This window comes from Nocardioides sp., assembly GCF_025964975.1.
GTDB lineage: Bacteria > Actinomycetota > Actinomycetes > Propionibacteriales > Nocardioidaceae > Nocardioides.
This window is the reverse complement of record NZ_JAOPXV010000089.1, coordinates 1-20,291: the sequence shown is the minus strand read 5'-3', so window position 1 is coordinate 20,291 and position 20,291 is coordinate 1. Positions and strand designations below refer to the sequence as shown.

The window sequence follows — 20,291 nt, the reverse complement described above, 5'->3', positions numbered from 1 at the left end:
CCATCGAGGAGCGCGCATGAAGTGTCAGCAACCCGGCTGCACGGGTTCGGTGCAGGACGGCTACTGCGACGTCTGCGGGATGGCGGCAACCCCTGTAGGCGCGGCCTCCCCGTCCTCGGCCCCGTCCTCGGCCGCTGCAGGAGCCGCTGGCGCCACCGACGGGCAGACCTGCGCCCAAGCAGGATGCACCGGCACGATCCTGGACGGCTACTGCGACGTCTGCGGGTCCCCTGCGACGGGTGCCCAGGCAGCCGTCCCCTCGCCCCAGAGCGATCCCATGTCGGCCCGGACGGGGTCGGCCAGGACGTCTGCCAGTCGCATCCAGTCCGCCGCCGTCGGTTCGACCCGGGCCGGCACCAGCGCCACCCGGCGTGCGAGCTCGGCCTCCCGACGGATGCGGGCCGCCCGCCTCGGCGCCGGCCTCACGGTGGTGCCGGCCGCCCCTGCGGTCGACGCCCTCAAGGCCGTGATCCCCCACCCCTCGGTGCCCGAGGACAAGCGCACCTGCTCCAAGTGCGACTCCCCCATCGGCCGGTCCAAGGACGGCAAGGCCGGCCGGTCCGAGGGTTTCTGTCCCAAGTGCGGCCAGGAGTTCTCGTTCACGCCCAAGCTCGGCGCCGGTGACCTCGTCGGTGGGCAGTACGAAGTCGCCGGCGCCCTTGCCCACGGCGGCCTCGGGTGGATCTACCTCGCCCGCGACCGCAACGTGTCCAACCGCTGGGTCGTGCTGAAGGGCCTGCTCAACTCCGGCGACCCCGACGCGCTCGCGGCCGCGATCGCCGAGCAACAGTTCCTCGCGCAGGTCGAGCACCCCCTCATCGTGGAGATCTACAACTTCGTGACCCACGACGGCGCCGGCTACATCGTGATGGAGTGGGTCGGCGGACGGTCCCTCAAGCAGATCCTGAAGAAGCGCATGAAGGACAACAACGGCGTCTACGACCCGCTGCCCGTCGACCAAGCCCTGGCCTACATCCTCGAGGTGCTGCCCGCCTTCGGCTACCTTCACGACCTGGGCCTGGTCTACTGCGACTTCAAGCCCGACAACCTCATCCAGGTCGGCGACGCCGTGAAGCTGATCGACCTCGGGGGTGTCCGCAGGATCACTGACGAGGACTCGGCGATCTTCGGGACCGTCGGCTACCAGGCGCCCGAAGTGCCGGTGGTCGGCACGAGCATCGCCTCGGACATCTACACGATCGGCCGGACGCTGGTGGTGCTGTGCATGGAGTTCCGCGGCTACCAGGGCACCTACCTGCACACCTTGCCCCCGCCCGACTCGACGCCGCTGTTCCAGGAGCACGATTCGCTCTACTGGCTGATCGCCAAGTGCTGCGCCCCGGACCCGGCGGACCGGTTCGCGTCCGCCGAGGAGCTGCGCACCCAGCTGCTGGGGGTGCTGCGCGAGGTGGTGGCGGCCATGACGACTGGCACGGCCCTCACCTCGGCCGCCTCACCGGTGTTCGAGGCTCCCGCGACCTCCGCCTCCGCCCTGGACTGGTCCCAGCTGCCCGACCTGCGACCGGACCCCTCGGACCCGCAGTACTCCTGGCTCACCAGCGTGGGTGATGCGGAGCCTGCCGAGCTGCTCTTGGCGTTGGAACAGGCCCCGGAGGAGTCCGCCGAGGTGCTGCTCCGGCGTGCGCGCGCAGCCATCGCGCTCGACGACACGGCAGCCGCCCGGAAGTCGACCGCGCAGCTGCTGACCCAGGATCCCTGGGACTGGCGGGCGCTGTGGCTCGACGGGCTGGCCGCGATGAAGGAGGAGGACTGGGAGGCCGCCAAGGCCGCCTTCAGTGCCGTCCACCGCCAGGTCCCCGGTGAGCTCGGTCCCAAGCTCGCCCTCGCGATCGCCTGCGAGAACGGCGGACTGCCCGAGGTCGCCGAGGGCCTCTACGCCACGTGTGCCGCGACCGATGCCGCCTACGCCGCGCCGGCCGCCTTCGGTATGGCGCGCGTCCGGGCTGCCGCCGGGGACACGGCGGGTGCCGTGCGTGCCCTGGACCTCGTGCCCACCACCAGCCGCGGCTACCCCGAGAGCCGGCAGCTGAGGGCCGACGTGCTCCTGGCCGGCTCGGCCGACGACCTCGCCGTCCTCGACCAGGCGCTCACCAGCATCGCCTCTGTCCGGATGGACCCCGCGGAGCGTCAGCGCTACACCGTGCGGATCCTGCGCCACGCGCTCGACTCGGTGACCAGGGGCGCCGGAGTCCCCGCCGGGTCGAGCCGACCGACCGTGGGTGGCGTCGCGGCCCGCGAGGACGCCCTGCGCGACGCGCTGGAGAACGCCTACCGCGCGCTCGCCCGTGAGGCCGACAACCTCGGTGATCGCGTCCAGCTGGTCAACGAGGCAAACGCCGTACGCAACCGGACGCTGGTGTGAGCATGACTGAACCTCGAACCTGTCCGTCCTGCGGCGCCGCGGCGCCCGGCGAGTCCAACTTCTGCGAGGAGTGCGGCACGGCCCTCTCGGCCGACGTCCTGGTCTCCGGCGCCCCGACCACCCCTGCACCGGAAGCCGGCGAGAGCAGCCCGATCGAGGACATGGACAGTGGCCCCATCTCCAGCGCCACGACCAACCACTCGGCCACTGCGGCGCAGGAGAGCGCAGCGCCGGTGGCGTGCGCGAGCTGCGGCGGGTCGATCGGACCCGACGGCTATTGCGAGCAGTGCGGCGTCAAGGCGCTCAGTCCGCGCGACCACTTCCGCGAGCAGCCCGCACCCTGGGTCGCTGGCGTGTGCGACAAGGGCATCCGGCACCACCGCAACGAGGACGCCATGGCGACGAGCGCCAGCCCGGACGGCACTGCCCGGGATCGCCGGGCGGTCCTCGTGGTGCTCGACGGAGTGTCCAACACCGACGACTCGCAGGTGGGTTCACTGGCCGGCGCCAAGGCCGCACTCGCCGCGCTGACCGTGCCGTTCCCCGACGGTCTCGGCACCGACGGGTCCCGCGTCGCGGCCGTGACCCACGTCCTGACCAACGCCGTCAAGGCAGCACAGGCCGAGGTGGTGGCTGCCGCGACCCCGGAGGCCGCCAACCCCGCGTCGGCCACCTTCAGCGCGGCGGTGCTGGAGGGTGATGTCGTCAGCTTCGCCAACGTCGGTGACTCGCGCAGCTACTGGCTCCCTGACAGCTCTCCGGGGGTGCAGCTGAGCGTCGACGACTCCGCAGCACAAGGTCTGATCGCCGCCGGGATGCCCCGCGCCGAGGCCGAGTCGTCCCCGCAGGCTCACGCGATCACCAAGTGGCTCGGCCAGGACAGCGAAGAGCCCACCCCGACGGTCGGACAGCTGAGGATCACCGAGCCGGGCTGGCTGCTCGTCTGCTCCGACGGGCTCTGGAACTACGCCTCGGAGCCCGCTCAGCTGGTCGAGCAGATCCGCAGAACCGGGACCGACGACCCTGCCGCGCTGGCCCTCGCGCTGACCGACTACGCCTACGGTCAAGGGGGCCAGGACAACATCACCACCGTGCTCGCCCGGATCCCTGGCCCCGTGCTCGTGCACAATGCCGACCCGACCCCGACCTCGAAGGAGCAGCCACATGGCTGAGTTCGTCGCCACCGTCTACCAGAACGAGTTCCTGCCCGACGGTGGGACCGACGTCAACGCCATCGTCACCATCACGTGCACGGGGGCGGGCACGGCCGGTCAGTCCGCGACGGGCACGGTCGGGTCGAGCACTGCTGGCGAGATCATCATCGTCGACACGTCCGGGTCGATGGGTCACGAGACCATGGAAGGCGCCAAGGACGCGGCCCAGGCAGCCCTGGCCGAGATCGTCGACGGGACCCGGTTCGCCGTCATCGCCGGCACCGACAGCGCCTTCCTGGCCTATCCCCTGGTCCAGGACGGACCCGCCCTCGCTGTCATGGACGCACAGAGTCGCGAGGAGGCCTCGTCCGCGATCTCGCAGTTCCGGGCATCCGGCGGGACCGCGATCGGCTCCTGGCTCGATCTCGCCGGGAGCGTCTTCGCGTCGGTCCCCGAGGTCACCCAGCGGCACGCGATCCTGCTCACCGACGGTGAGAACGGCGAGCAGCCCGCTCGACTGGACGCCGCCATCCAGCGGGCAACGGGCTACTTCCAGTGCGACTGCCGCGGTGCCGGCACCGACTGGAAGGTCGAAGAGCTGCGCCGGGTCGCCCAGGCCCTCCTCGGCACCGTGGACATCATCCCGTCGCCCAGCGAGATGCGCGAGGAGTTCCGGACGATCATGCAGACGGCCATGGGTCGCGGCGTGGCCGACGCCCAGCTCCGCGTGTGGAGCCCCCAGGGGGCGCAGGTGCTGTTCGTGCGCCAGGTGGCACCGACCGTCGAGGACCTCAGCGACCGACGGACCACCGTCAACCCGCTCACCGGCGGCTATCCCACCGGCGCATGGGGCGACGAGTCGCGCGACTACCACGTCGCCGTTCGCCTGCCGGCCAAGGCCGTGGGCCAGGAGCAGCTGGCCGCCCGCGTGCAGCTCGCCCTGGGCGACGACGTCGTGACCCAGGGACTTGTCAAGGCGACGTGGTCCAACGACTCCGAGCTGACGGCCAAGATCGACAAGCAGGTGGCCCACTACACCGGCCAGGTCGAGCTCGCCTCGATGATCCAGGAGGGCCTCGCCGCCAAGGCTGCAGGCGACGGCGCAACGGCCACGACGAAGCTCGGCCGGGCGGTCCAGCTCGCGGCCGAGACCGGCAACGCCGAGGCGACGACGCGCCTCAGGAAGGTCGTCGACGTCGACGACGAGAAGGAAGGCACCGTCCGCCTGAAGCGGACCGTGGACAAGGCCGACGAGATGGCCCTGGACACAGCCTCGACCAAGACGACCCGGATCAAGAAGTAGGAGGCGCTCGTGAAGTGTCCTGCCGGCCACGACTCCACGTCGACCGATTACTGCGACGTGTGCGGCGTCGCCATACCCGACCCGCAGGGCGGTGAGGCCCAGACCGGGCCGACGTCGGTCGCGCCGGCAACGCCCGCCGGCACCACGTGCCCCCACTGCTCGGCGGCCAACTCCGCCGACGCGCTCTTCTGCGAGTCGTGCGGCTACGACTTCACGACCGGGTCCCTGCCTCGCCGAGCCGAGCCCCTCGAACCGCCCGGCGCCGTCCCGACCGCAGACCCCGCAGACTCCGGTGCCAACATCTCGCCGCCACTGGAGGCGGCGTGGGTGGCCGAGGTCTGGATCGATCCCGACTGGTACGCCGACCAGGAGAGCACCGATCCCCTGCCCTCACCGGGGCTGCCGCTCGTGGTGGGCCTGCGCAACACCTCGATCCTGGTCGGACGGACCTCCAGGAGCCGCAACATCAGTCCCGACATCGACCTGAGCTCGGATACCGGGATCAGCCGTCGTCACGCACAGCTCACCACGGACGGCAGCCGCTGGTGGGTCGAGGACCTCGGGTCCTCCAACGGCACCTACGTCGGTGGCGCGGTGGACGCTCTGCCCAAGACGCCGGTGACGCCGGGGCAGAAGCAGGAGGTCCGCACGGGCGATCGGATCTACCTCGGCGCCTGGACCCGCCTGGTCATCCGCAAGGCCGCTCCCGGCGAGGTCTGAAGACTCACCAGCGGGAGCGGCGCTGGCCCGCCGTGCCCAAGCGGTGGTGGGTGCGGACCGGAGCCTCGCCGAGCCCACTCACCCCGGCGATCTGCTGGGCAGCCCCCAGGTCCCCCTGAGCGGCTCGCAGGTCCTTGTCATCGCGCCGTCGGCGGGTGGTCCACAACACGACTGGCCACGCCAACGCTGCGACTGCGATCCCCGTGATCACCCCTCGACGGTAACCCGGACAACCGTGGGAGGCTAGAGCCATGCCAGATCCGTTCCGCGTCGCCTTCGTGACCGGCGCGACGCCGGACAAGTGGGCGCGCGCCTGGCGTGAGCGCCGCCGCGAGCCGCTGGAGCTCCTGCCGGTCCTCGAGACCGAGCAGGAGCACGGCGTGCGCGACGGCGCCGTCGACATGGCCCTGGTGCGGCTGCCCGTCGACCGCGACGGGCTGCACTGCATCCCGTTGTACGCCGAAGTGCCGGTCGTCGTCGCGAGCGCGGAGCACTTCGTCGCAGCCGCGGACGAGGTCGCGTTGGCCGACCTCGCCGAGGAGCAGCTCGTGCGGCCGCACTCCAGCGGCTGGCGCCCGGACGTCGAACAGCTCGACTGGCCGCCCATGTCGGAGAAGGACGCCATCGAGACGGTGGCCGCCGGCACCGGCGTGGTGATCGTGCCCATGTCGGTCGCCCGCCTCCACCAGCGCAAGGACGTGGTCCAGCGACCGGTGAGCGACCTCGACCCCACCCAGATCGCGCTGGTCTGGCTGCTGGACCGTGACGGCGAGGACACCCAGGCCTTCGTCGGCGTGGTCCGGGGACGCTCGGCCAACAGCTCCCGCTAGCAGTTCTCCCGCAACCACTGGCCCAGCACCACGGCACTGGCCTCGACCATCCTCGGCCAGTCCCAGGCAGCGTCGTCGGCTGAGTCGGAGACGTGCTTCACCAGGCGGACCGGCACCCCGAACTCGCACGCGGCCCACGCGACGGCATAACCCTCCATATCGACCAGGTGGGCCTGCGCCGCAAGCCTGGCCCGCACGACCGGGTCGGTGACGAACACGTCGCCCGTGGCGAGGACCACGTCCGACGCGCCGATCTCGAGACGCTCGTGCGGGTCGTAGCCCAGGGACCGGATCGCCTCCGCGTTGATGTCGTGGTTGAGCACCACGCCGGGCTCGTGCAGGCCGACGATGCCGTCTCGCAGCGAGCCCGCGGTGCCGATGTTGACGACCACGACGTCATCGAGGGTCCTCAGGTCAGCCAGCGCGCGGGCCGTCGCGACAGCGGCCGCGGTCTTCCCGAGCCCGGTGACGACGAGCGGCAGCGAGGACGGGACATGAGCCGCCTCGGCGCGGGTCGCCGCGACGACCAGAGGCCTCACCGGGTCACCAGGACTGGCTCAACGGCTTGCCCTCGTGGAAGCCAGCGGCGGACTGGACACCCACGAGGGCGCGCTCGTGCAGCTCGGCGAGGCTTGATGCGCCGGCGTAGGTGCACGAGGACCGCAGGCCCGAGCAGATCTGGTCGATCAGGTCCTCGACGCCCGGGCGAGCGGAGTCGAGGTACATGCGGGAGGACGAGATGCCCTCCTCGTAGAGACCCTTGCGAGCACGGTCGAACGCGGACTCCGCCGAGGTGCGGTTGGCCACCGCGCGGGCCGACGCCATCCCGAAGCTCACCTTGAACGCACGACCGTCCGAATCGTGCATGAGGTCCCCGGGTGACTCGTGCGTCCCTGCGAACCACGAGCCGACCATCACCGAGCTCGCTCCGGCAGCCAGCGCCAGGGCGACGTCGCGAGGGTGTCGCACTCCCCCATCAGCCCACACGTGCTTGCCCCGTGCCCGGGCCGCGGTCGCACACTCGAGCACCGCGGAGAACTGCGGCCGCCCGACCCCGGTCATCATCCGGGTGGTGCACGTCGCTCCCGGCCCGACGCCGACCTTGACGATGTCGGCACCGGCGTCGATCAGGGCGTCCGTCCCGGCGCCGTCGACGACGTTGCCGGCCGCGATCGGGACATCGGGGTCCAGTCCGCGGACCGCCTTCAGCGCCTCGAGCATCCGATCCTGGTGACCGTGGGCGGTGTCCACCACCAGGGTGTCGACGCCCATCTCCAGAAGGCGTGCCGCCCGCTCGGCCACGTCACCGTTCACGCCGACGGCTGCCGCGATCCGCAGTCCGCCGTTGTCGTCGACCGCTGGTGCGTAGAGCGTCGCCCGCAGCGCACCGAGCCGGGTGAGAACGCCCACGAGGTCGCCGGTCGGCGACACCGCCACCGCGAGGGACTCCTTCGCGCGGTCTAGCGCCTCGAAGACGGCCCGCGGGTCGGCGTCGTGGGCCACGGTGACGACCTGGCGGTTCATCACCTGGCCGACCTGCGCGAAGCGGTCCACCTCGGCGCAGTCCTGCTCGGTCACCACCCCGACCGGCTTGCCGTCCTCGACGACCACGGCCGCCCGGTGCGCGCGCTTGGGCATCAGCGAGATCGCCTCAGCCACGGTCTGGGTGGGGTCCAGCGCGATGGCGGTGTCGAAGACGTGGTGACGCTGCTTGACCCAGCCCACCACGTCGGCCACCACCGAGAGCGGGATGTCCTGCGGGATCACCGTGAGCGCACCACGTCGCGCAGTCGTCTCGGCCATCCGCTTGCCCGCGATCGCGGTCATGTTGGCCACGACGAGCGGCAACGTGGCTCCGGTGCCGTCGTCGGTGGACAGGTCGACGTCGTAGCGGCTCGCGATCGCAGAGAGGCGCGGCACCATGAAGACGTCGTCGTAGGTGAGGTCGTGCGGCGGGGCCGCGTCGTGGAGGAAGCGCACGGAAGGTGAATCTACGCCGATGGCGTCCTGCGCGGCCTCAGGCCTACGGACTTCAGCTCCAGCTCCGCCAACCTGGTCACCACGACCGGGTCCTTGCGCCGCCAGTCGCCGGCCGGATCGGCACTCACCCTCGCCAGCACCCGCATGGGCTGGTTGGCCAGGGCACGCAGCGCGAAGAGGTCGAGGTCGTCGGCCGAGTCGATGAATCTCGCTCCTGCGGTGGCCTCCCGGACGAACCGGAGCCGGCCCGGCAGGTAGAACGCCATCACCACCAGGATCGGGATCAGCGCGATCGCCATACCCAGCACGAAGGCGAGCTGCTCGATGGCGCGGACCGACGACCGCCCTGCGGCGGCCAAGCCGTCGGAGGCCTCGGCGGCCTTGTCGAAGGGCGTGGCGACCTCGTCGCCGATGAGGGGTACGTCGTCCAGCGCGCTCCCGGCGTCTCGCAGCTGGCCCGCCATAGCGGACGCCGACTCGTCGGTCTGGCGTCCCGGCGAGGCCAGCGCCATCGTGCCGTCGTGGACCGCGACGCCGACCCAGATCCACAAGACGAGCCAGAGCACGAAGAGCAGGTCGGCGACGAGCTGGACGGTACGGCGGGCGGGGGCGTCGGCGTAGAGCAACATGCCTTCATAGTGCCTGTTGAAGCGCCTCCCAGGTCCGGTCGATGTCCTCAGGGGTGGTCCGCCAGCTGCCCACCGCGAGGCGCATGGCGGCACGTCCTTCGACGACGGTGTGGCTGAGGTAGGCGGTGCCGCTGGCGTTGAGCCGGTGCATCGCGGCCAGGGTCGCCTCGTCACCCTCCACCAGGCGGAAGACGACGAGGCTCAGCGATGGCTCGGTGACGAGCTCGAAGCGCTCGTCGTCGCGGACCAGCTCCGCGAAGTGCTCGGCGAGCTCCACCCCCGAGCGGATGTGGGCGCGGAGTCCCTCCAGTCCGTACGTCCGGAGCACCGCCCACAGCTTCAGCGACCGGAAGCGACGTCCCAGTTGCGGATGCCAGTCGCGGTAGTCGACGACCGCTCCCGATTCCGACGCGGGGTTGCGGAGGTACTCCGGGGTGATCGACAACGCGTTGGTCAGCGCCGAGCGCTCCTGCACCCAGAGCACGCTGCAGTCGAAGGTGGTGAGCAGCCACTTGTGCGGGTTGGTCACGATCGACTGGGCCAGGTGGGCCCCGCCGAGGATCCGGTCACGGAGCTCGGGGCACACGGCGGCCACGCCCGCCCAGGCGGCGTCGACGTGCAGCCAGGCGCCCACGCCGTCCATGGCCTCTGCGACGGCCTGGACGTCGTCGATGGCGCCGGTCGAGGTCGTCCCGACAGCCGCCTGCACGAAGAGCGGGGTGAAGCCGTCGTCGATGTCGTCGGCGAGGAGTCGCTCGAAGGCGGCGACGTCCATGGCCTGCGTCCGGGGGTCGACGTCGACGGAACGGACACACTCAGCGCCCAGTCCCGCCATCATCGTCGCCTTCACCAGCGAGGAGTGGGCTTGCGAGGACCCGTAGACGGTCCACCTCGTCGTGCCGACACCGCTGTCGCGGGCGGTGCCGTTGGTGGCGGAGTGCAGGGCAGCGAGGAGTGCGGTGAAGGTCGCGGTGGACGCCGTGTCCTGGATGACTCCCCCACCCCGGCCGTAGTCGGTCAGCCGGAACTGGTCGGGCAGACCCAACGCCTGGGCCAGCCAGTCGACCACGACCTGTTCCACCTCCGTAACGGCCGGGCTGGTCGCCCAGATCATCCCCTGGGCGCCGATGCCGCTGGAGAGAAGATCCCCCAGGATCGCGGCGGGCGAGGAGTTGGCCGGGAAGTAGGCGAAGAAGCGCGGGTGCTGCCAGTGCGTCAGCCCCGGGACGACGATCTCGTCGAGGTCCGCCAGCAGGGCGTCGAAGGTCTCGGCCTCCTCGGGGGGCTCGGCCGGCAGCATGCGGCGTACGTCGCCAGGAGCCACCTGGGACAGGACCGGCAGCCCGTCGAGCCCCTCCCAGTAGTCCGCGATCCAGTCGATGGCCGCGTGGCCGTGCCGACGGAACTCCTCGGGACTCATGTGCGACCCACTCGGTGCGCTGTGCGCCGGCCCGTTCGATGTCATGGCCCGAACGTACTGCCCGCGGTTGAGCCGGAGTACTCAGGGACGATCGGGTAGCACGACAGGTCCCTCGCGAGCCGGTGGCGGCCAGGCTTCTGCCATGAACCCCACCACCACCACCACCACCAAGAACACCACCGCCTTCGCCGCCCAGGCCGCCATCTCCTTCGGTGCCTCATTCTTCGCGATGCTCGTCGCCGTCTACTCCATGGACGCCGACCCGTGGGTCAAGGGCTTCCTGGCCCTCGGAACCCTCTACCTGACGACCTCGACCTTCACCCTGACAAAGGTGGTGCGCGACATGCAGGAGGACAACACCGTCGTCCACCGCCTCGACGCCGCCCGGCTCGACAAGGTGCTGGCCCAGCACGACCCCCTCAAGTCCGCCCGACGCCCTCGTACGTCGTTGACTTCATCCCCGTTCGGTTCCCCCGGGTAGCCGGGGGAATCGAACGTTCACACGTGTTGCAACACTCGCGAACATTGTGGAAACCCGGGTAGCCGGGTTTCCAGCGTGACCGAGGCTCAGCGCAGCTCCGCGCTGGTCAGCCCCAGCAGCCGCCGGGCGACGATGAGCAGCTGGATCTGCTGGGTGCCCTCGAATATGTCGAGGATCTTGGAGTCGCGCGACCACTTCTCGAGCAGCTCCACCTCGCTGTAGCCCAGCGAGCCCGCCAGCTCCACGCAGCTGAGGGTGATGTCGGAGCCGACGCGGCCGGCCTTGGCCTTGGCCATCGACGCCTCGAGCGAGTTGGGCTTGCGGTTGTCGGCCATCCAGGCCGCCTGCATGGTCAGCAGCTGTGCGGCCTCCCAGTCGGCCTCCATCTGCAGGAACTTCGCGGCCGCTGCCGACTGAACCTGCGCGGGGCGGTCGTAGTCGACCTCGACGCCGGCCTGTGCCAACAGGTCGCGGGTGAGGTCGAGCGAGGCGCGGGCACAGCCCACTGCCATCGCCGCCACCAGCGGACGCGTGTTGTCAAAGGTCGCCATCGCCCCGGCGAAGCCCTGCTTGACGTCGATCTCGGGTGACCCGAGCAGGTCCTCGGCCGGCACCCGGCAGTCGGTGAACGTGATCGCGGCCGTGTCGGAAGCGCGGATGCCGAGCTTGTGCTCGAGCCGCTCCACCTTCATCCCCGGGTTGTCCTTCTTCACCACGAACGACTTGATCGCGGCTCGCCCCAGCGCCTTGTCGAGCGTCGCCCACACGACCACGCTGTCGGCCCGCTCACCGGAGGTGACGTAGATCTTCTCGCCGTTGATGACGTATTCGTCGCCGTCGAGACGGGCTGTGGTGGTGATCGAGGCGGAGTCCGAACCCGTGCTCGGCTCCGTGATCGCCATCGCCGCCCACGTGCCGGCGTAGCGAGCCTGCTGCTCGGGTGTCGCGACCGAGGCGATGGCCGAGTTGCCCAGTCCCTGCCGCGGCATGGAAAGCAACAGGGCCGTGTCACCCCAGCACATCTCTGCGACGGACAGCACGGAGGCGAGGTTGGTCCCGTTGCGCACACGACCGTCGTCGCCGTCGCTCTCCTCGCGGCGTACGCCCGCTGCACCCGCCCCCGACGACGACCCGGACTCGGAGAGCCCGTCGATCATCGCCGCTAGCATGTCCAGCTCCTTGGGATAGGAGTGCTCCGCGAGGTCGTACTTGCGAGAGATCGGGCGGAGCATGTTCATCGCGACCTGGTGGGCCTGGTCGACGAGCACGCGGTGCTTCTTGGGGGTCTCGAGGCTGATCATGGCCGAGGCCCCCGTCCTGAGCAGAACGCAGTGAGCATCTGGATGGGGTGGTTCATACGAGCACGCTTCCTTCCATGATCCCGACGGCCCGCAGGTCGCGGTACCACCGCTCGACGGGATGCTCCTTGACGAACCCGTGGCCGCCGAGGAGCTGCACTCCGTCCAGACCGATCCGCATGCCCTTGCTGCCGCACAGCTGGCGCGCCAGCGCGACCTCCCGCGAGAAGTCCTTGCCGGCGGCTGCACGCGAGGCGGCCTTGTAGGTCACGAGCCGCATCGCCTGCAGCTCGATGGCGATGTCGGCCACCATGAACGCCACTGACTGGCGGTGACTGATCGGCTCGCCGAAGGCCTCCCGCTCGTTGACGTAGGTGGTGACGTAGTCGAGGACGGCTTGGCCGGTCCCGACCGCGAGGGCGCACCAGGCCAGCCGCGAGAGACGGACGCACTCGGTGTACGTCGACCCGTCGGTCTCCCCCAGCACGGACTCGGCTGGCACGCGCACCCCGTCGAGCGCCAAGCGGGTCAGCGACGCCGCGCGAACGCCCATCGAGGGGTCCGCCTCAACCGTCAGCCCGTCCGTGCCGGACTCCACCAGGAAGAGCGTGGGCCGTCCGTCGAGCAGTGCACCCACGACGAAGAGCTCCGCCTCCGCCCCACGGACGACGCCGGACTTCAGGCCGTCGAGGACGAAACCGTCGCCGGAGCGGGTTGCGGTGGTCGCCGGCTCGAGGACGTCGAAGAGGACGGCCGGCTCCGTCAGGGCGAGGGCGGCCACCGGGACCTCCGGGCCGGTGAAGGCAGGCAGGTACGTCTGCTGCTGTGACTCGGTGCCCCACAGGCCCAGGGCCGTCGCGACGGCGCCCGGACTCATCGCGGCGAGCGCCAGCCCCATGTCACCCCTGGCGAGCGCCTCGGCGACCAGGGTCCCGGCCATCGTCGCCCGCTCCTCGAAGAGGCCGCCGCGGGCCTCCGGGACTCCCAGGATCGGCAGGCCGATCTCGAGCCCCGCGGCCAGCACCTCGACCGGCGCCAGGCACGACTCGTCGGCTGCGGCGGCGGCCGGGCGGAGGATCTCGGTGGCGTAGTCGGTGACCACGTCGACGAGCTTCTGCTCGTCCTCGGTGGGCGTCAGGTCGAAGACGTCGCCGTGACGGGTGGTCGTGGGACGCGAGGTCGTGGGACGGGTGCCGGGCCCGGACCCGCTCGCGACCTTGCCAAAGCGTCGGCCGGCGGCAGCCACCGTCCGGAAGCCGCTCCGAGTCGTGGTGAAGACGACCTGCTCGCTCTGCCTGCGCAGCCCGACCCGGTCGATGAGGTCGCTCTGGGCGAGCTTGTTCAGACCGGCGAGCGCGAAGCCGATGGGATCGCGGCTCTCATGGGCGGCCAGGCCGTGACGACGGGTGCGACGGGGTGCTGACGCGCCGGTCGCGCTGCGTTTGAAGGGGTCGGTGATCCTCGACATGCGGCAAATGTAACTCTGAGTTACACATACCGCCACAGGCTGGCCCGTGTTGCCGGTCACTAGGATCCGGCACATGTCTGTACGCGACTCCGACCCCCCTCCGCACGCGCCCCACGGGGAGCTTCCCTCCGGAGGAACCGTCCGCCGGATGACCCGGTGGGGCACGCCCGTCATGCACCGCCCCCAGCAGCTCGTCACCACCTTCGACGCATCGCTCGTGGCTCTGGCCGCGGACATGGTGGCCACGATGCGCGCCGCCGACGGGGTGGGTCTCGCTGCCTGCCAGATCGGCGAGGACGTCGCCATGTTCGTCTTCGACTGCCCGGACGAGTCAGGTCGTCACACGGTCGGGATCGTCTGCAACCCCACCCTCACGCTCGAGGAGGGCCGCGAGCGCCGGCTGGACGACGACGACGAGGGCTGTCTCTCGTTCCCCGGCGCGTTCGTGGAGTGTGCGCGCCCGGACTGGGCGGCCGTCGACGGGTTCGGCCTCGACGGCGAGCCGGTGCACTTCGAGGGGGACGGGTTGCTGGCCCGCTGCCTCCAGCACGAGACCGACCACACGTTGGGCACGGTCTTCGGGGACCGCCTGTCGACCAAGGCGCGCAAGAAGCTGCAGAAGGCGCATGACGCAGCCGCGGAGGACTACCCCGACGACTGGCCGGTCGCCCGCACGGACAGCGCGTGACGATCAGGATCACCACCCGGAACGCGCGCTTCCAGCAGTGGGAGGCGCTGCTCCACAACCGCACCAAGCGGCACCGACAAGGAGAGTTCCTCGTCCAGGGCGTCCGGCCCATCACCCTCGCGATCGACCACGGCTGGGCCGTTCGCACACTCATCAGCGACGGCCGACCGCGCATGTCGACGTGGGCACGCGAGGCGTGGGAGTCCACCACGGCCGACCGGGTGGTCATGGCTCCGGAGCTCATGGCGGAGCTCGGCGAGAAGGATGAACCGTCCGAGCTGCTGGCCGTGGTGGAGATGCCGGCCGACTCCCTTGCCCGGCTCGAGCCGGCGGGACTGACCGTTGTCTTCGACCGCCCGACGCAGCCCGGCAACCTCGGGACGCTGGCGCGCTCCGCGGACGCGTTCGGCGCGACCGGACTGGTCGTCACCGGCCACGCCGCCGATCCGTACGACCCGCGGGCCGTGCGCTCCAGCACGGGGTCGTTGTTCGCGCTGACCGTGGTCCGCGCAGCCTCGCACCGTGAGGTGCTCGAGTGGGCAGGGCCGCACGGGATCCAGACCGTCGGGACGGACGAGACCGGGCGCATCGACGTACGCACCGCAGACCTCACGGGGCCGCTCCTCCTCGTCGTCGGCAACGAGACCACGGGGATGACGGCTGCCTGGCGGGAGGCGTGCGACCAGCTGGTGTCGATCCCCATGGCTGGGTCGGCGAGCTCGCTCAACGCGGCGACAGCCGGGTCGATCGTGCTCGAGGAGGCCTTCCGTCAGCGACGCGCAGCGATGTAGCAGGCAACCGCGGTGGCAGCAGCTACGTTGAGCGAGTCGATGCCAGGGCGCATCGCGATGGTGGCCCGCCGGTCGGCCGACTGCTCCCACTTCCGGGAGAGCCCGTGTCCCTCACCGCCCAGCACCAGCGCGAGGCGGTCCACACCCTCGACCGCGGACTCGATCGGGACCGAGTCGGACGCCAGGGTCAGGGCGACGGTGGTGAAGCCCGCCTCGCTCAGCGTCGGCAGTGCGTCGTACCAGTCGGGCAAGCGGGTCCAGGGCATCGTGAACACTGCACCCATCCCGACCTTGATCGACCGGCGGTACAACGGGTCCGCGCACCGCGGGGAGAGGAGCACGGCGTCGAATCCCAGGGCTGCGCCGCTGCGGAAGACTGCTCCGACATTCGTGTGGTCGACCAGGTCCTCCAGCACGAGGACCGAGCGTGCGTCGGCGAGCACGGCGGCGACGGAGGGAAGCGCCCGCCGCTCGAGCGAGGCCAGCGCTCCACGATGCACGTGGAAGCCGGTGACCTCCTCGGCCAAGGCCTCCGAGAGCACGAAGCACGGCGCATGGGTGGTCGCCAGCACATCGGCGAGGCCGTCGAGCCACCGCGGGGCCATCAGCAGCGAGCGAGGGGTGAAGCCCGCTTCGACGGCCCGACGGACGACCTTCTCCCCCTCCGCCAGGAAGAGACCGTACTCCGCCTCCAGGTTCTTGCGCAGCTCGACGTCGCGCAGGTCGCGGTAGTCGGCGAGCCGCGGATCCGCCGGGTCGCTGATCTCGACCAGCTCAGCCACGGGCGAAGTGCTCCGGGTGCGCGACGGCCACCACGCCGCCCACCACGATGATCGCGGGTGCGCGCACCTGCTGACTGACGATCTCCGCGGCAAGCGTCCCGAGGGTGGCCAGCACGACGCGCTCCTCGGGCATCGTGCCCTCGACGACGACGGCAACTGGGGTGTCCACGTCTCTACCCTCCGCCACCAGCGTCGCCGCGATCTCCGGCGCGTTCTCCACCGCCATGAGCATCACCAGCGTGCCGCGGAGGCGGGCCAGGGCGGCCCACTCCACAAGAGAGTCGGGATGCCCCGGGGGGAGGTGGCCCGAGACGACGGTGAACTCGTGGGCCACTCCGCGGTGGGTGACCGGGATGCCCGCGCGCGCCGGCACCGAGATCGCCGATGACAGTCCCGGCACCACGGTCACCGGGACGCCGGCCGCACGGCAGGCGAGGATCTCCTCGAAGCCGCGACCGAAGACGAAGTTGTCGCCCCCCTTGAAGCGCACGACCCGCTTGCCCTCCTTGGCCCTCGCGACGATCACCTCGTTGATGAAGTCCTGGGAGGCAAAGCGGCCGCGCGGGAGCTTGGTCACGTCGATCAGCTCGACGGTGGACGGGAGCGCGTCCAGCAGCTCGCGCGGTGCCAAGCGGTCTGCCACGACCACGTCGGCGGTCGCGAGTGCGTGTCGGGCTGCCACGGTCACCAGCTCGGGATCGCCGGGGCCACCCCCGACCAGGACCACGCCGGGGCTCCGGTCGTGGGCATCGGCGGCGTTGAGCAAACCGTCGCGCAGTGCCGTGACGATGTCGTCGCGCAACGCGGCCGACTTCATCGGCTCCCGGTTGCCCAGGACGCCCACCGTGACGCTGCCGTGCTTCCCCGTGGCCGGGGTCCAGGCCGTGCCCCGAGTGCCGTCGTCGCTGCGAACACAGAAGATGCGGCGAACCTCGGCTGCGGCGCTGACCTGGTCGTTCGCCGCCCGGTCGTCGGTCGCGGCCACGGCATACCACGCACCGTCGAGATCGGTGTCGACGAACTCGCGCAGGACGAGGGTGATCTCGGCGGCCATGCCCTCCAGCGCCGGGGTGACCTCGGGCGACACCACCGTGACGTCGGCACCGGCCGCGATCAGCAGGGGCACCCGTCGCTGGGCGACGTGGCCGCCCCCCACCACGACGACCTTGCGGTCGGTCAGGATGAGGCCCGAGAGGTAGGGCGTTGCGTCGCTCATGGCCCCATCCTCGCCGACGTGCCGGGGTGCCCGGGCCACACGTCCAACGAGCGACCTTCGTCGGGAGGTCGCGGGGGTCCCGGGTAGCCCCTCATCGCCCATCTGCCCATCGGGTCGTGGTCCCAAAGGACTACGAGGTTCGGCTCGATCAGGCGATGGTCTATTCCAGTCCCCGGCACCAGCATTGGGTGTACGCCGAGCAGGTATCCCCCCGCCTGCTGTGACCCTGGAGCTTTCATGTCTCGTGTCCTCACCCGTCTTCTTGCTGCCCTTACCGCGGGGCTCGTCATCTCGTTGACGTGCCTGCTCTCTGCGGCTACGGCACAGGCACAGGTCTGGGTCGTCCCTGCACCGGACCTGTCACTGGACCCCAGCCTCAACCTGGACGAGTTCGAGAACCGGTTGATGGGCTCGATCAACGAGGTGCGTGTCAACGCCGGCCTGAAGCCGGTTCGCTACTTCGACTCGTGCGTCGACCAGATGGCCGAGAGTTGGGCGACCCGCATCGCCACGACCGGCGCCCTCGAGCACCGCGACCAGCACATCGTGCTGCGCCGATGCGACCAGGCGTGGGCCGGCGAGGACCTCGTGCGCGGGTCGCTCCTCACCCCTGCCATCGTCGTCCAGGCGTGGATGGACTCCCCCTCGCACCGCGAGATCCTGTTGAAGAAGCGGGCCAGCCTCGCGGGCCTCGCCATCAGCGTGGACGGATCGGGTCGCTTCGTCGGAGTCCTGAACTTCACCGACAAGCGCTGACGCCTTCACCCGTGGCCCCCGCGATATGAGACGATCCCCGTCGCTCGACGTCGGGGAGGCCGGAGATGCTGTACGTCGCCATTGCGACGCGGGCCTTCCGCCGCTACTCCACCTACCGTGCCGCGACCCTCGCCGGGATCTTCACCAACTCGGTCTTCGGGATCATCTACTCCTTCGCCTACCTGGCCCTGTGGGAGGCGAGCCCGGACGCGGGCGGCTACGACGCGACCGATGCCGTCACCTTTGTCTGGCTCGGCCAGGCGATGTTGATGACGATCGCCCTGTGGGGCGGCGGTAGCACCGACGACCTCGCCGAACGCATCCGGACCGGCGACGTCGCCATCGACCTCTACCGGCCGGTCGGCCTGTTGGGGTGGTACCTCGCCAGTGACCTCGGCCGTGCTGCCTACCACCTGCTCACGCGGGGCCTGGCTCCCACGGTCGTCGGTGCGGTGCTCTTCGACATCAACCTTCCCGCGACCCCCGCCGCGGCTCTCGGATTCGTGCTGGCCCTGCCCTTGGCGGTGGTGGTCAGCTTCGCCATCCGGTTCCTCGTGGCCTGCTCGGCCTTCTGGCTGCTCGACCAGTCCGGTCTGAAGGTGATGAGCGGAGCCTTCGCCATCTTCTTCAGCGGCATGATGCTGCCCCTCGTGCTGTTCCCGGGGGTGCTGGGTGCCGTCGCTCGGGCCCTGCCCTGGGCGGCCTACCTGCAGGTCCCGGCCGACATCTGGCTGGGCAAGCGCGTCGGGGTCGACCTGCTGGCAGCGCTCGGGTTCCAGGCCCTGTGGGCTGCCGTCCTGCTCGGCTGCTGCCAGCTGGTCCTGCGCGCAGCAACCCGCAAGGTGGTGGTCCAGGGTGGCTGAAGCGCGACACCAAGCACTGCACCATGCCCGCCGCTACACCGACATCGCCTGGCTGTGGATCCGCGCGGCCTGGGCCTACCCGGCGTCCTTCGTCATGCTCGCCGTCGGCAACGGCCTCATCACCGGCCTCGACTTCGTCGGGCTGTGGATCATGTTCGCCCACCTCAACGACCTGGGCGGCTTCTCCCTGCACGAGGTGGCCTTCCTGTACGGCGCCAGCTCGCTCGGACTGGGCATCGCCGACACCCTCATCGGCAGCGTGGAGCGGATCGGGACCTATGTCCGGACGGGTCGTCTCGACCAGATGATGACCAAGCCCGTACCCCTCCTCGTGCAGGTCTGCGCCGACCAGTTCACGCTGCGGCGTCTCGGCCGGATCACCCAGGCCGCCGTGGTGTTCGGGTGGGCTGCGACGTACGTCGACTGGACCCCACTGCGCGCACTGGTCGCGCTCTGCATGGTCGTCAGCGGGGCAGCAGTCTTCTTCGGTCTCTTCGTCACCTTCTCGAGCATCCAGTTCTGGACCACGGACGCGTCCGAGTTCGCCAACGCCTTCACCTACGGCGGCGCGACCGTCGCGCAGTACCCGCTCTCGATCTTCCCGCGCGAGGTGATGGTCGCGCTGACCTTCGTCATCCCCATCGCCTTCGTGAACTGGTATCCCGCCCTGTTCATCCTGGGCCGCGACGATCCCTTCGAGATGCCGTCGTGGGTCCAGTTCGCATCACCCGTCGCTGCGGTCGTGACCATCGCGGTTGGGCTGCTCGTCTGGCGCAGTGGCGTGCGCCACTACTCCTCGACGGGGAGCTGAGCAGGCCGACCCCTCCGGCGAAGCCGTCAGCTGAGGCGAACAGCGGCGACGACATCGCTGTGGTTGCCCCCCGCCCCCGCGACTAGGGTCAGCACGTGACCGGGGCCCTGATCGACGTCCGGGAGCTGGAGCGCTCCTTCGCCGTACGCCGTAAGGTCGATGGCCGACGGCGCAGGACCCGGGAGACCGTGCGGGCGGTCCACGACCTCAGCTTCAGCATCGAGCCGGGCGAGATGGTGGGCTACATCGGGCCGAACGGGGCGGGGAAGTCGACGACGGTGAAGATGCTCACCGGCATACTCGTCCCGACGGGCGGGCACCTCCGCGTGGCCGGCCTGGAGCCCCAGCGCCACCGCGTCGAGCTCGCTCGACGGATCGGGGTCGTCTTCGGTCAGCGCACGACCCTGTGGTGGGACCTGCCGCTGCGCGACTCGTTCGAGCTGCTGCAGAAGATGTACCGCATCCCCCACGACCGCTTCCGCGCCAACCTGGCTCGGTTCGTGGAGCTGCTCGACCTGGGCGACCAGCTCGACACGCCCGTACGACAGCTGTCGCTCGGACAGCGGATGCGCGGTGACATCACGGCTGCCCTGCTGCACGACCCGGAGATCCTCTACCTCGACGAGCCCACCATCGGCCTGGACGTGATCAGCAAGGGCCGCCTGCGCGAGTTCCTGCGGGCGCTCAACGTCGAGCGCGGCACCACGCTCATGCTCAC

At 70.5% G+C, this 20,291-nt stretch carries 21 protein-coding genes; 12 read left to right on the top strand and 9 right to left on the bottom strand.

What is annotated here, in order from left to right:
* Positions 1-16: 16 nt before the first annotated feature.
* From JWN68_RS06260 to JWN68_RS06245, 4 genes are read left to right on the top strand one after another with little or no spacing between them, the layout of a single operon-like run.
* On the top strand, positions 17-2,383 hold the full coding sequence (locus JWN68_RS06260; RefSeq protein WP_297736245.1) for a serine/threonine-protein kinase: 2,367 nt from the start codon (positions 17-19) through the stop codon (positions 2,381-2,383).
* A 2-nt stretch (positions 2,384-2,385) separates the two neighbouring features.
* Positions 2,386-3,555, top strand: coding sequence for a zinc ribbon domain-containing protein (locus JWN68_RS06255; protein ID WP_297736243.1), 1,170 nt, complete (start codon positions 2,386-2,388; stop codon positions 3,553-3,555).
* On the top strand, positions 3,548-4,840 hold the full coding sequence (locus JWN68_RS06250; RefSeq protein WP_297736240.1) for a VWA domain-containing protein: 1,293 nt from the start codon (positions 3,548-3,550) through the stop codon (positions 4,838-4,840). The genes JWN68_RS06255 and JWN68_RS06250 overlap by 8 nt, the downstream gene beginning before the upstream one ends.
* Before the next feature lie 9 nt (positions 4,841-4,849).
* Positions 4,850-5,560, top strand: a complete 711-nt coding sequence (locus JWN68_RS06245; protein ID WP_297736238.1) for an FHA domain-containing protein — start codon at positions 4,850-4,852, stop codon at positions 5,558-5,560.
* 4 nt (positions 5,561-5,564) lie between these two features.
* Here JWN68_RS06245 and JWN68_RS06240 read toward each other — a convergent pair whose 3' ends face one another.
* A complete protein-coding gene (locus JWN68_RS06240; RefSeq protein WP_297736235.1) occupies positions 5,565-5,771 on the bottom strand; it encodes a hypothetical protein in 207 nt (68 codons plus the stop codon).
* 40 nt (positions 5,772-5,811) lie between these two features.
* On the opposite strand from JWN68_RS06240, the gene JWN68_RS06235 reads away from it, so the two are divergent.
* Positions 5,812-6,390: a LysR family transcriptional regulator substrate-binding protein gene (locus JWN68_RS06235; protein ID WP_297736232.1), complete on the top strand. Its 579-nt coding sequence runs from the start codon at positions 5,812-5,814 to the stop codon at positions 6,388-6,390.
* Here JWN68_RS06235 and JWN68_RS06230 read toward each other — a convergent pair.
* From JWN68_RS06230 to JWN68_RS06215, 4 genes are read right to left on the bottom strand one after another with little or no spacing between them, the layout of a single operon-like run.
* Positions 6,387-6,929 (bottom strand): nucleosidase, encoded by a 543-nt coding sequence (locus JWN68_RS06230; RefSeq protein ID WP_297736228.1) that lies wholly within the window; start codon positions 6,927-6,929, stop codon positions 6,387-6,389. The two genes, JWN68_RS06235 and JWN68_RS06230, sit on opposite strands and share 4 nt — an antisense overlap.
* Before the next feature lie 4 nt (positions 6,930-6,933).
* Complete coding sequence (locus tag JWN68_RS06225) at positions 6,934-8,370, bottom strand: GuaB1 family IMP dehydrogenase-related protein (RefSeq protein WP_297736226.1); 1,437 nt, start codon at positions 8,368-8,370, stop codon at positions 6,934-6,936.
* Between the two features lie 11 nt (positions 8,371-8,381).
* On the bottom strand, positions 8,382-8,999 hold the full coding sequence (locus JWN68_RS06220; protein ID WP_297736223.1) for a hypothetical protein: 618 nt from the start codon (positions 8,997-8,999) through the stop codon (positions 8,382-8,384).
* A gap of 4 nt (positions 9,000-9,003) precedes the next feature.
* Positions 9,004-10,419 carry a pyridoxal-dependent decarboxylase gene (locus JWN68_RS06215; protein ID WP_297736221.1) on the bottom strand — a complete coding sequence of 472 codons (1,416 nt, stop codon included), beginning with the start codon at positions 10,417-10,419 and terminating at the stop codon, positions 9,004-9,006.
* Between the two features lie 142 nt (positions 10,420-10,561).
* On the opposite strand from JWN68_RS06215, the gene JWN68_RS06210 reads away from it, so the two are divergent.
* A complete protein-coding gene (locus tag JWN68_RS06210; protein ID WP_297736218.1) occupies positions 10,562-10,900 on the top strand; it encodes a YiaA/YiaB family inner membrane protein in 339 nt (112 codons plus the stop codon).
* A gap of 86 nt (positions 10,901-10,986) precedes the next feature.
* Here the strand turns inward: JWN68_RS06210 and JWN68_RS06205 are convergent, their stop codons facing one another.
* A complete protein-coding gene (locus JWN68_RS06205; RefSeq protein ID WP_297736216.1) occupies positions 10,987-12,201 on the bottom strand; it encodes an acyl-CoA dehydrogenase family protein in 1,215 nt (404 codons plus the stop codon).
* Between the two features lie 52 nt (positions 12,202-12,253).
* Complete coding sequence (locus tag JWN68_RS06200; RefSeq protein ID WP_297736214.1) at positions 12,254-13,666, bottom strand: acyl-CoA dehydrogenase family protein; 1,413 nt, start codon at positions 13,664-13,666, stop codon at positions 12,254-12,256.
* Positions 13,667-13,739: 73 nt separating this feature from the next.
* On the opposite strand from JWN68_RS06200, the gene def reads away from it, so the two are divergent.
* On the top strand, positions 13,740-14,354 hold the full coding sequence (gene def / locus JWN68_RS06195) for a peptide deformylase (RefSeq protein WP_297736212.1): 615 nt from the start codon (positions 13,740-13,742) through the stop codon (positions 14,352-14,354).
* Entirely contained in the window at positions 14,351-15,145 is a 795-nt protein-coding gene (locus tag JWN68_RS06190) for a TrmH family RNA methyltransferase (RefSeq protein WP_297736210.1), read from the top strand. Before def ends, JWN68_RS06190 begins: the two co-directional genes overlap by 4 nt.
* On the opposite strand, the gene JWN68_RS06185 is transcribed toward JWN68_RS06190, so the two are convergent.
* Both JWN68_RS06185 and cobA read right to left on the bottom strand, forming a co-directional pair.
* Entirely contained in the window at positions 15,124-15,927 is an 804-nt protein-coding gene (locus tag JWN68_RS06185) for an RNA methyltransferase (RefSeq protein WP_297736208.1), read from the bottom strand. The two genes, JWN68_RS06190 and JWN68_RS06185, sit on opposite strands and share 22 nt — an antisense overlap.
* On the bottom strand, positions 15,920-17,143 hold the full coding sequence (cobA, locus tag JWN68_RS06180) for a uroporphyrinogen-III C-methyltransferase (protein ID WP_297736206.1): 1,224 nt from the start codon (positions 17,141-17,143) through the stop codon (positions 15,920-15,922). The genes JWN68_RS06185 and cobA overlap by 8 nt, the downstream gene beginning before the upstream one ends.
* Before the next feature lie 237 nt (positions 17,144-17,380).
* Here cobA and JWN68_RS06175 point away from each other — a divergent pair, with 237 nt between their 5' ends.
* From JWN68_RS06175 to JWN68_RS06160, 4 genes are all read left to right on the top strand, one after another.
* Positions 17,381-17,899 (top strand): CAP domain-containing protein, encoded by a 519-nt coding sequence (locus JWN68_RS06175; RefSeq protein WP_297736204.1) that lies wholly within the window; start codon positions 17,381-17,383, stop codon positions 17,897-17,899.
* A 65-nt stretch (positions 17,900-17,964) separates the two neighbouring features.
* Entirely contained in the window at positions 17,965-18,762 is a 798-nt protein-coding gene (locus JWN68_RS06170; protein ID WP_297736202.1) for an ABC-2 family transporter protein, read from the top strand.
* A complete protein-coding gene (locus JWN68_RS06165) occupies positions 18,755-19,573 on the top strand; it encodes an ABC transporter permease (RefSeq protein WP_297736199.1) in 819 nt (272 codons plus the stop codon). The genes JWN68_RS06170 and JWN68_RS06165 overlap by 8 nt, the downstream gene beginning before the upstream one ends.
* A gap of 95 nt (positions 19,574-19,668) precedes the next feature.
* Positions 19,669-20,291: ATP-binding cassette domain-containing protein (locus JWN68_RS06160; protein ID WP_297736197.1), on the top strand; the 623-nt coding region annotated here is incomplete at its 3' end.

What these genes read in the sequence shown, in the direction of transcription:
- JWN68_RS06250 (WP_297736240.1), top strand. Translation starts at nt 3,548, where the DNA reads ATGGCTGAGTTCGTCGCCACCGTCTACCAGAACGAGTTCCTGCCCGAC.
- JWN68_RS06170 (WP_297736202.1), top strand. Translation starts at nt 17,965, where the DNA reads ATGCTGTACGTCGCCATTGCGACGCGGGCCTTCCGCCGCTACTCCACC.
- JWN68_RS06205 (WP_297736216.1), bottom strand. Translation starts at nt 12,201, where the DNA reads ATGATCAGCCTCGAGACCCCCAAGAAGCACCGCGTGCTCGTCGACCAG.
- cobA (WP_297736206.1), bottom strand. Translation starts at nt 17,143, where the DNA reads ATGAGCGACGCAACGCCCTACCTCTCGGGCCTCATCCTGACCGACCGC.
- JWN68_RS06175 (WP_297736204.1), top strand. Translation starts at nt 17,381, where the DNA reads ATGTCTCGTGTCCTCACCCGTCTTCTTGCTGCCCTTACCGCGGGGCTC.
- JWN68_RS06220 (WP_297736223.1), bottom strand. Translation starts at nt 8,999, where the DNA reads ATGTTGCTCTACGCCGACGCCCCCGCCCGCCGTACCGTCCAGCTCGTC.
- JWN68_RS06255 (WP_297736243.1), top strand. Translation starts at nt 2,386, where the DNA reads ATGACTGAACCTCGAACCTGTCCGTCCTGCGGCGCCGCGGCGCCCGGC.
- JWN68_RS06200 (WP_297736214.1), bottom strand. Translation starts at nt 13,666, where the DNA reads ATGTCGAGGATCACCGACCCCTTCAAACGCAGCGCGACCGGCGCGTCA.
- JWN68_RS06215 (WP_297736221.1), bottom strand. Translation starts at nt 10,419, where the DNA reads ATGAGTCCCGAGGAGTTCCGTCGGCACGGCCACGCGGCCATCGACTGG.
- def (WP_297736212.1), top strand. Translation starts at nt 13,740, where the DNA reads ATGTCTGTACGCGACTCCGACCCCCCTCCGCACGCGCCCCACGGGGAG.
- JWN68_RS06235 (WP_297736232.1), top strand. Translation starts at nt 5,812, where the DNA reads ATGCCAGATCCGTTCCGCGTCGCCTTCGTGACCGGCGCGACGCCGGAC.
- JWN68_RS06260 (WP_297736245.1), top strand. Translation starts at nt 17, where the DNA reads ATGAAGTGTCAGCAACCCGGCTGCACGGGTTCGGTGCAGGACGGCTAC.
- JWN68_RS06210 (WP_297736218.1), top strand. Translation starts at nt 10,562, where the DNA reads ATGAACCCCACCACCACCACCACCACCAAGAACACCACCGCCTTCGCC.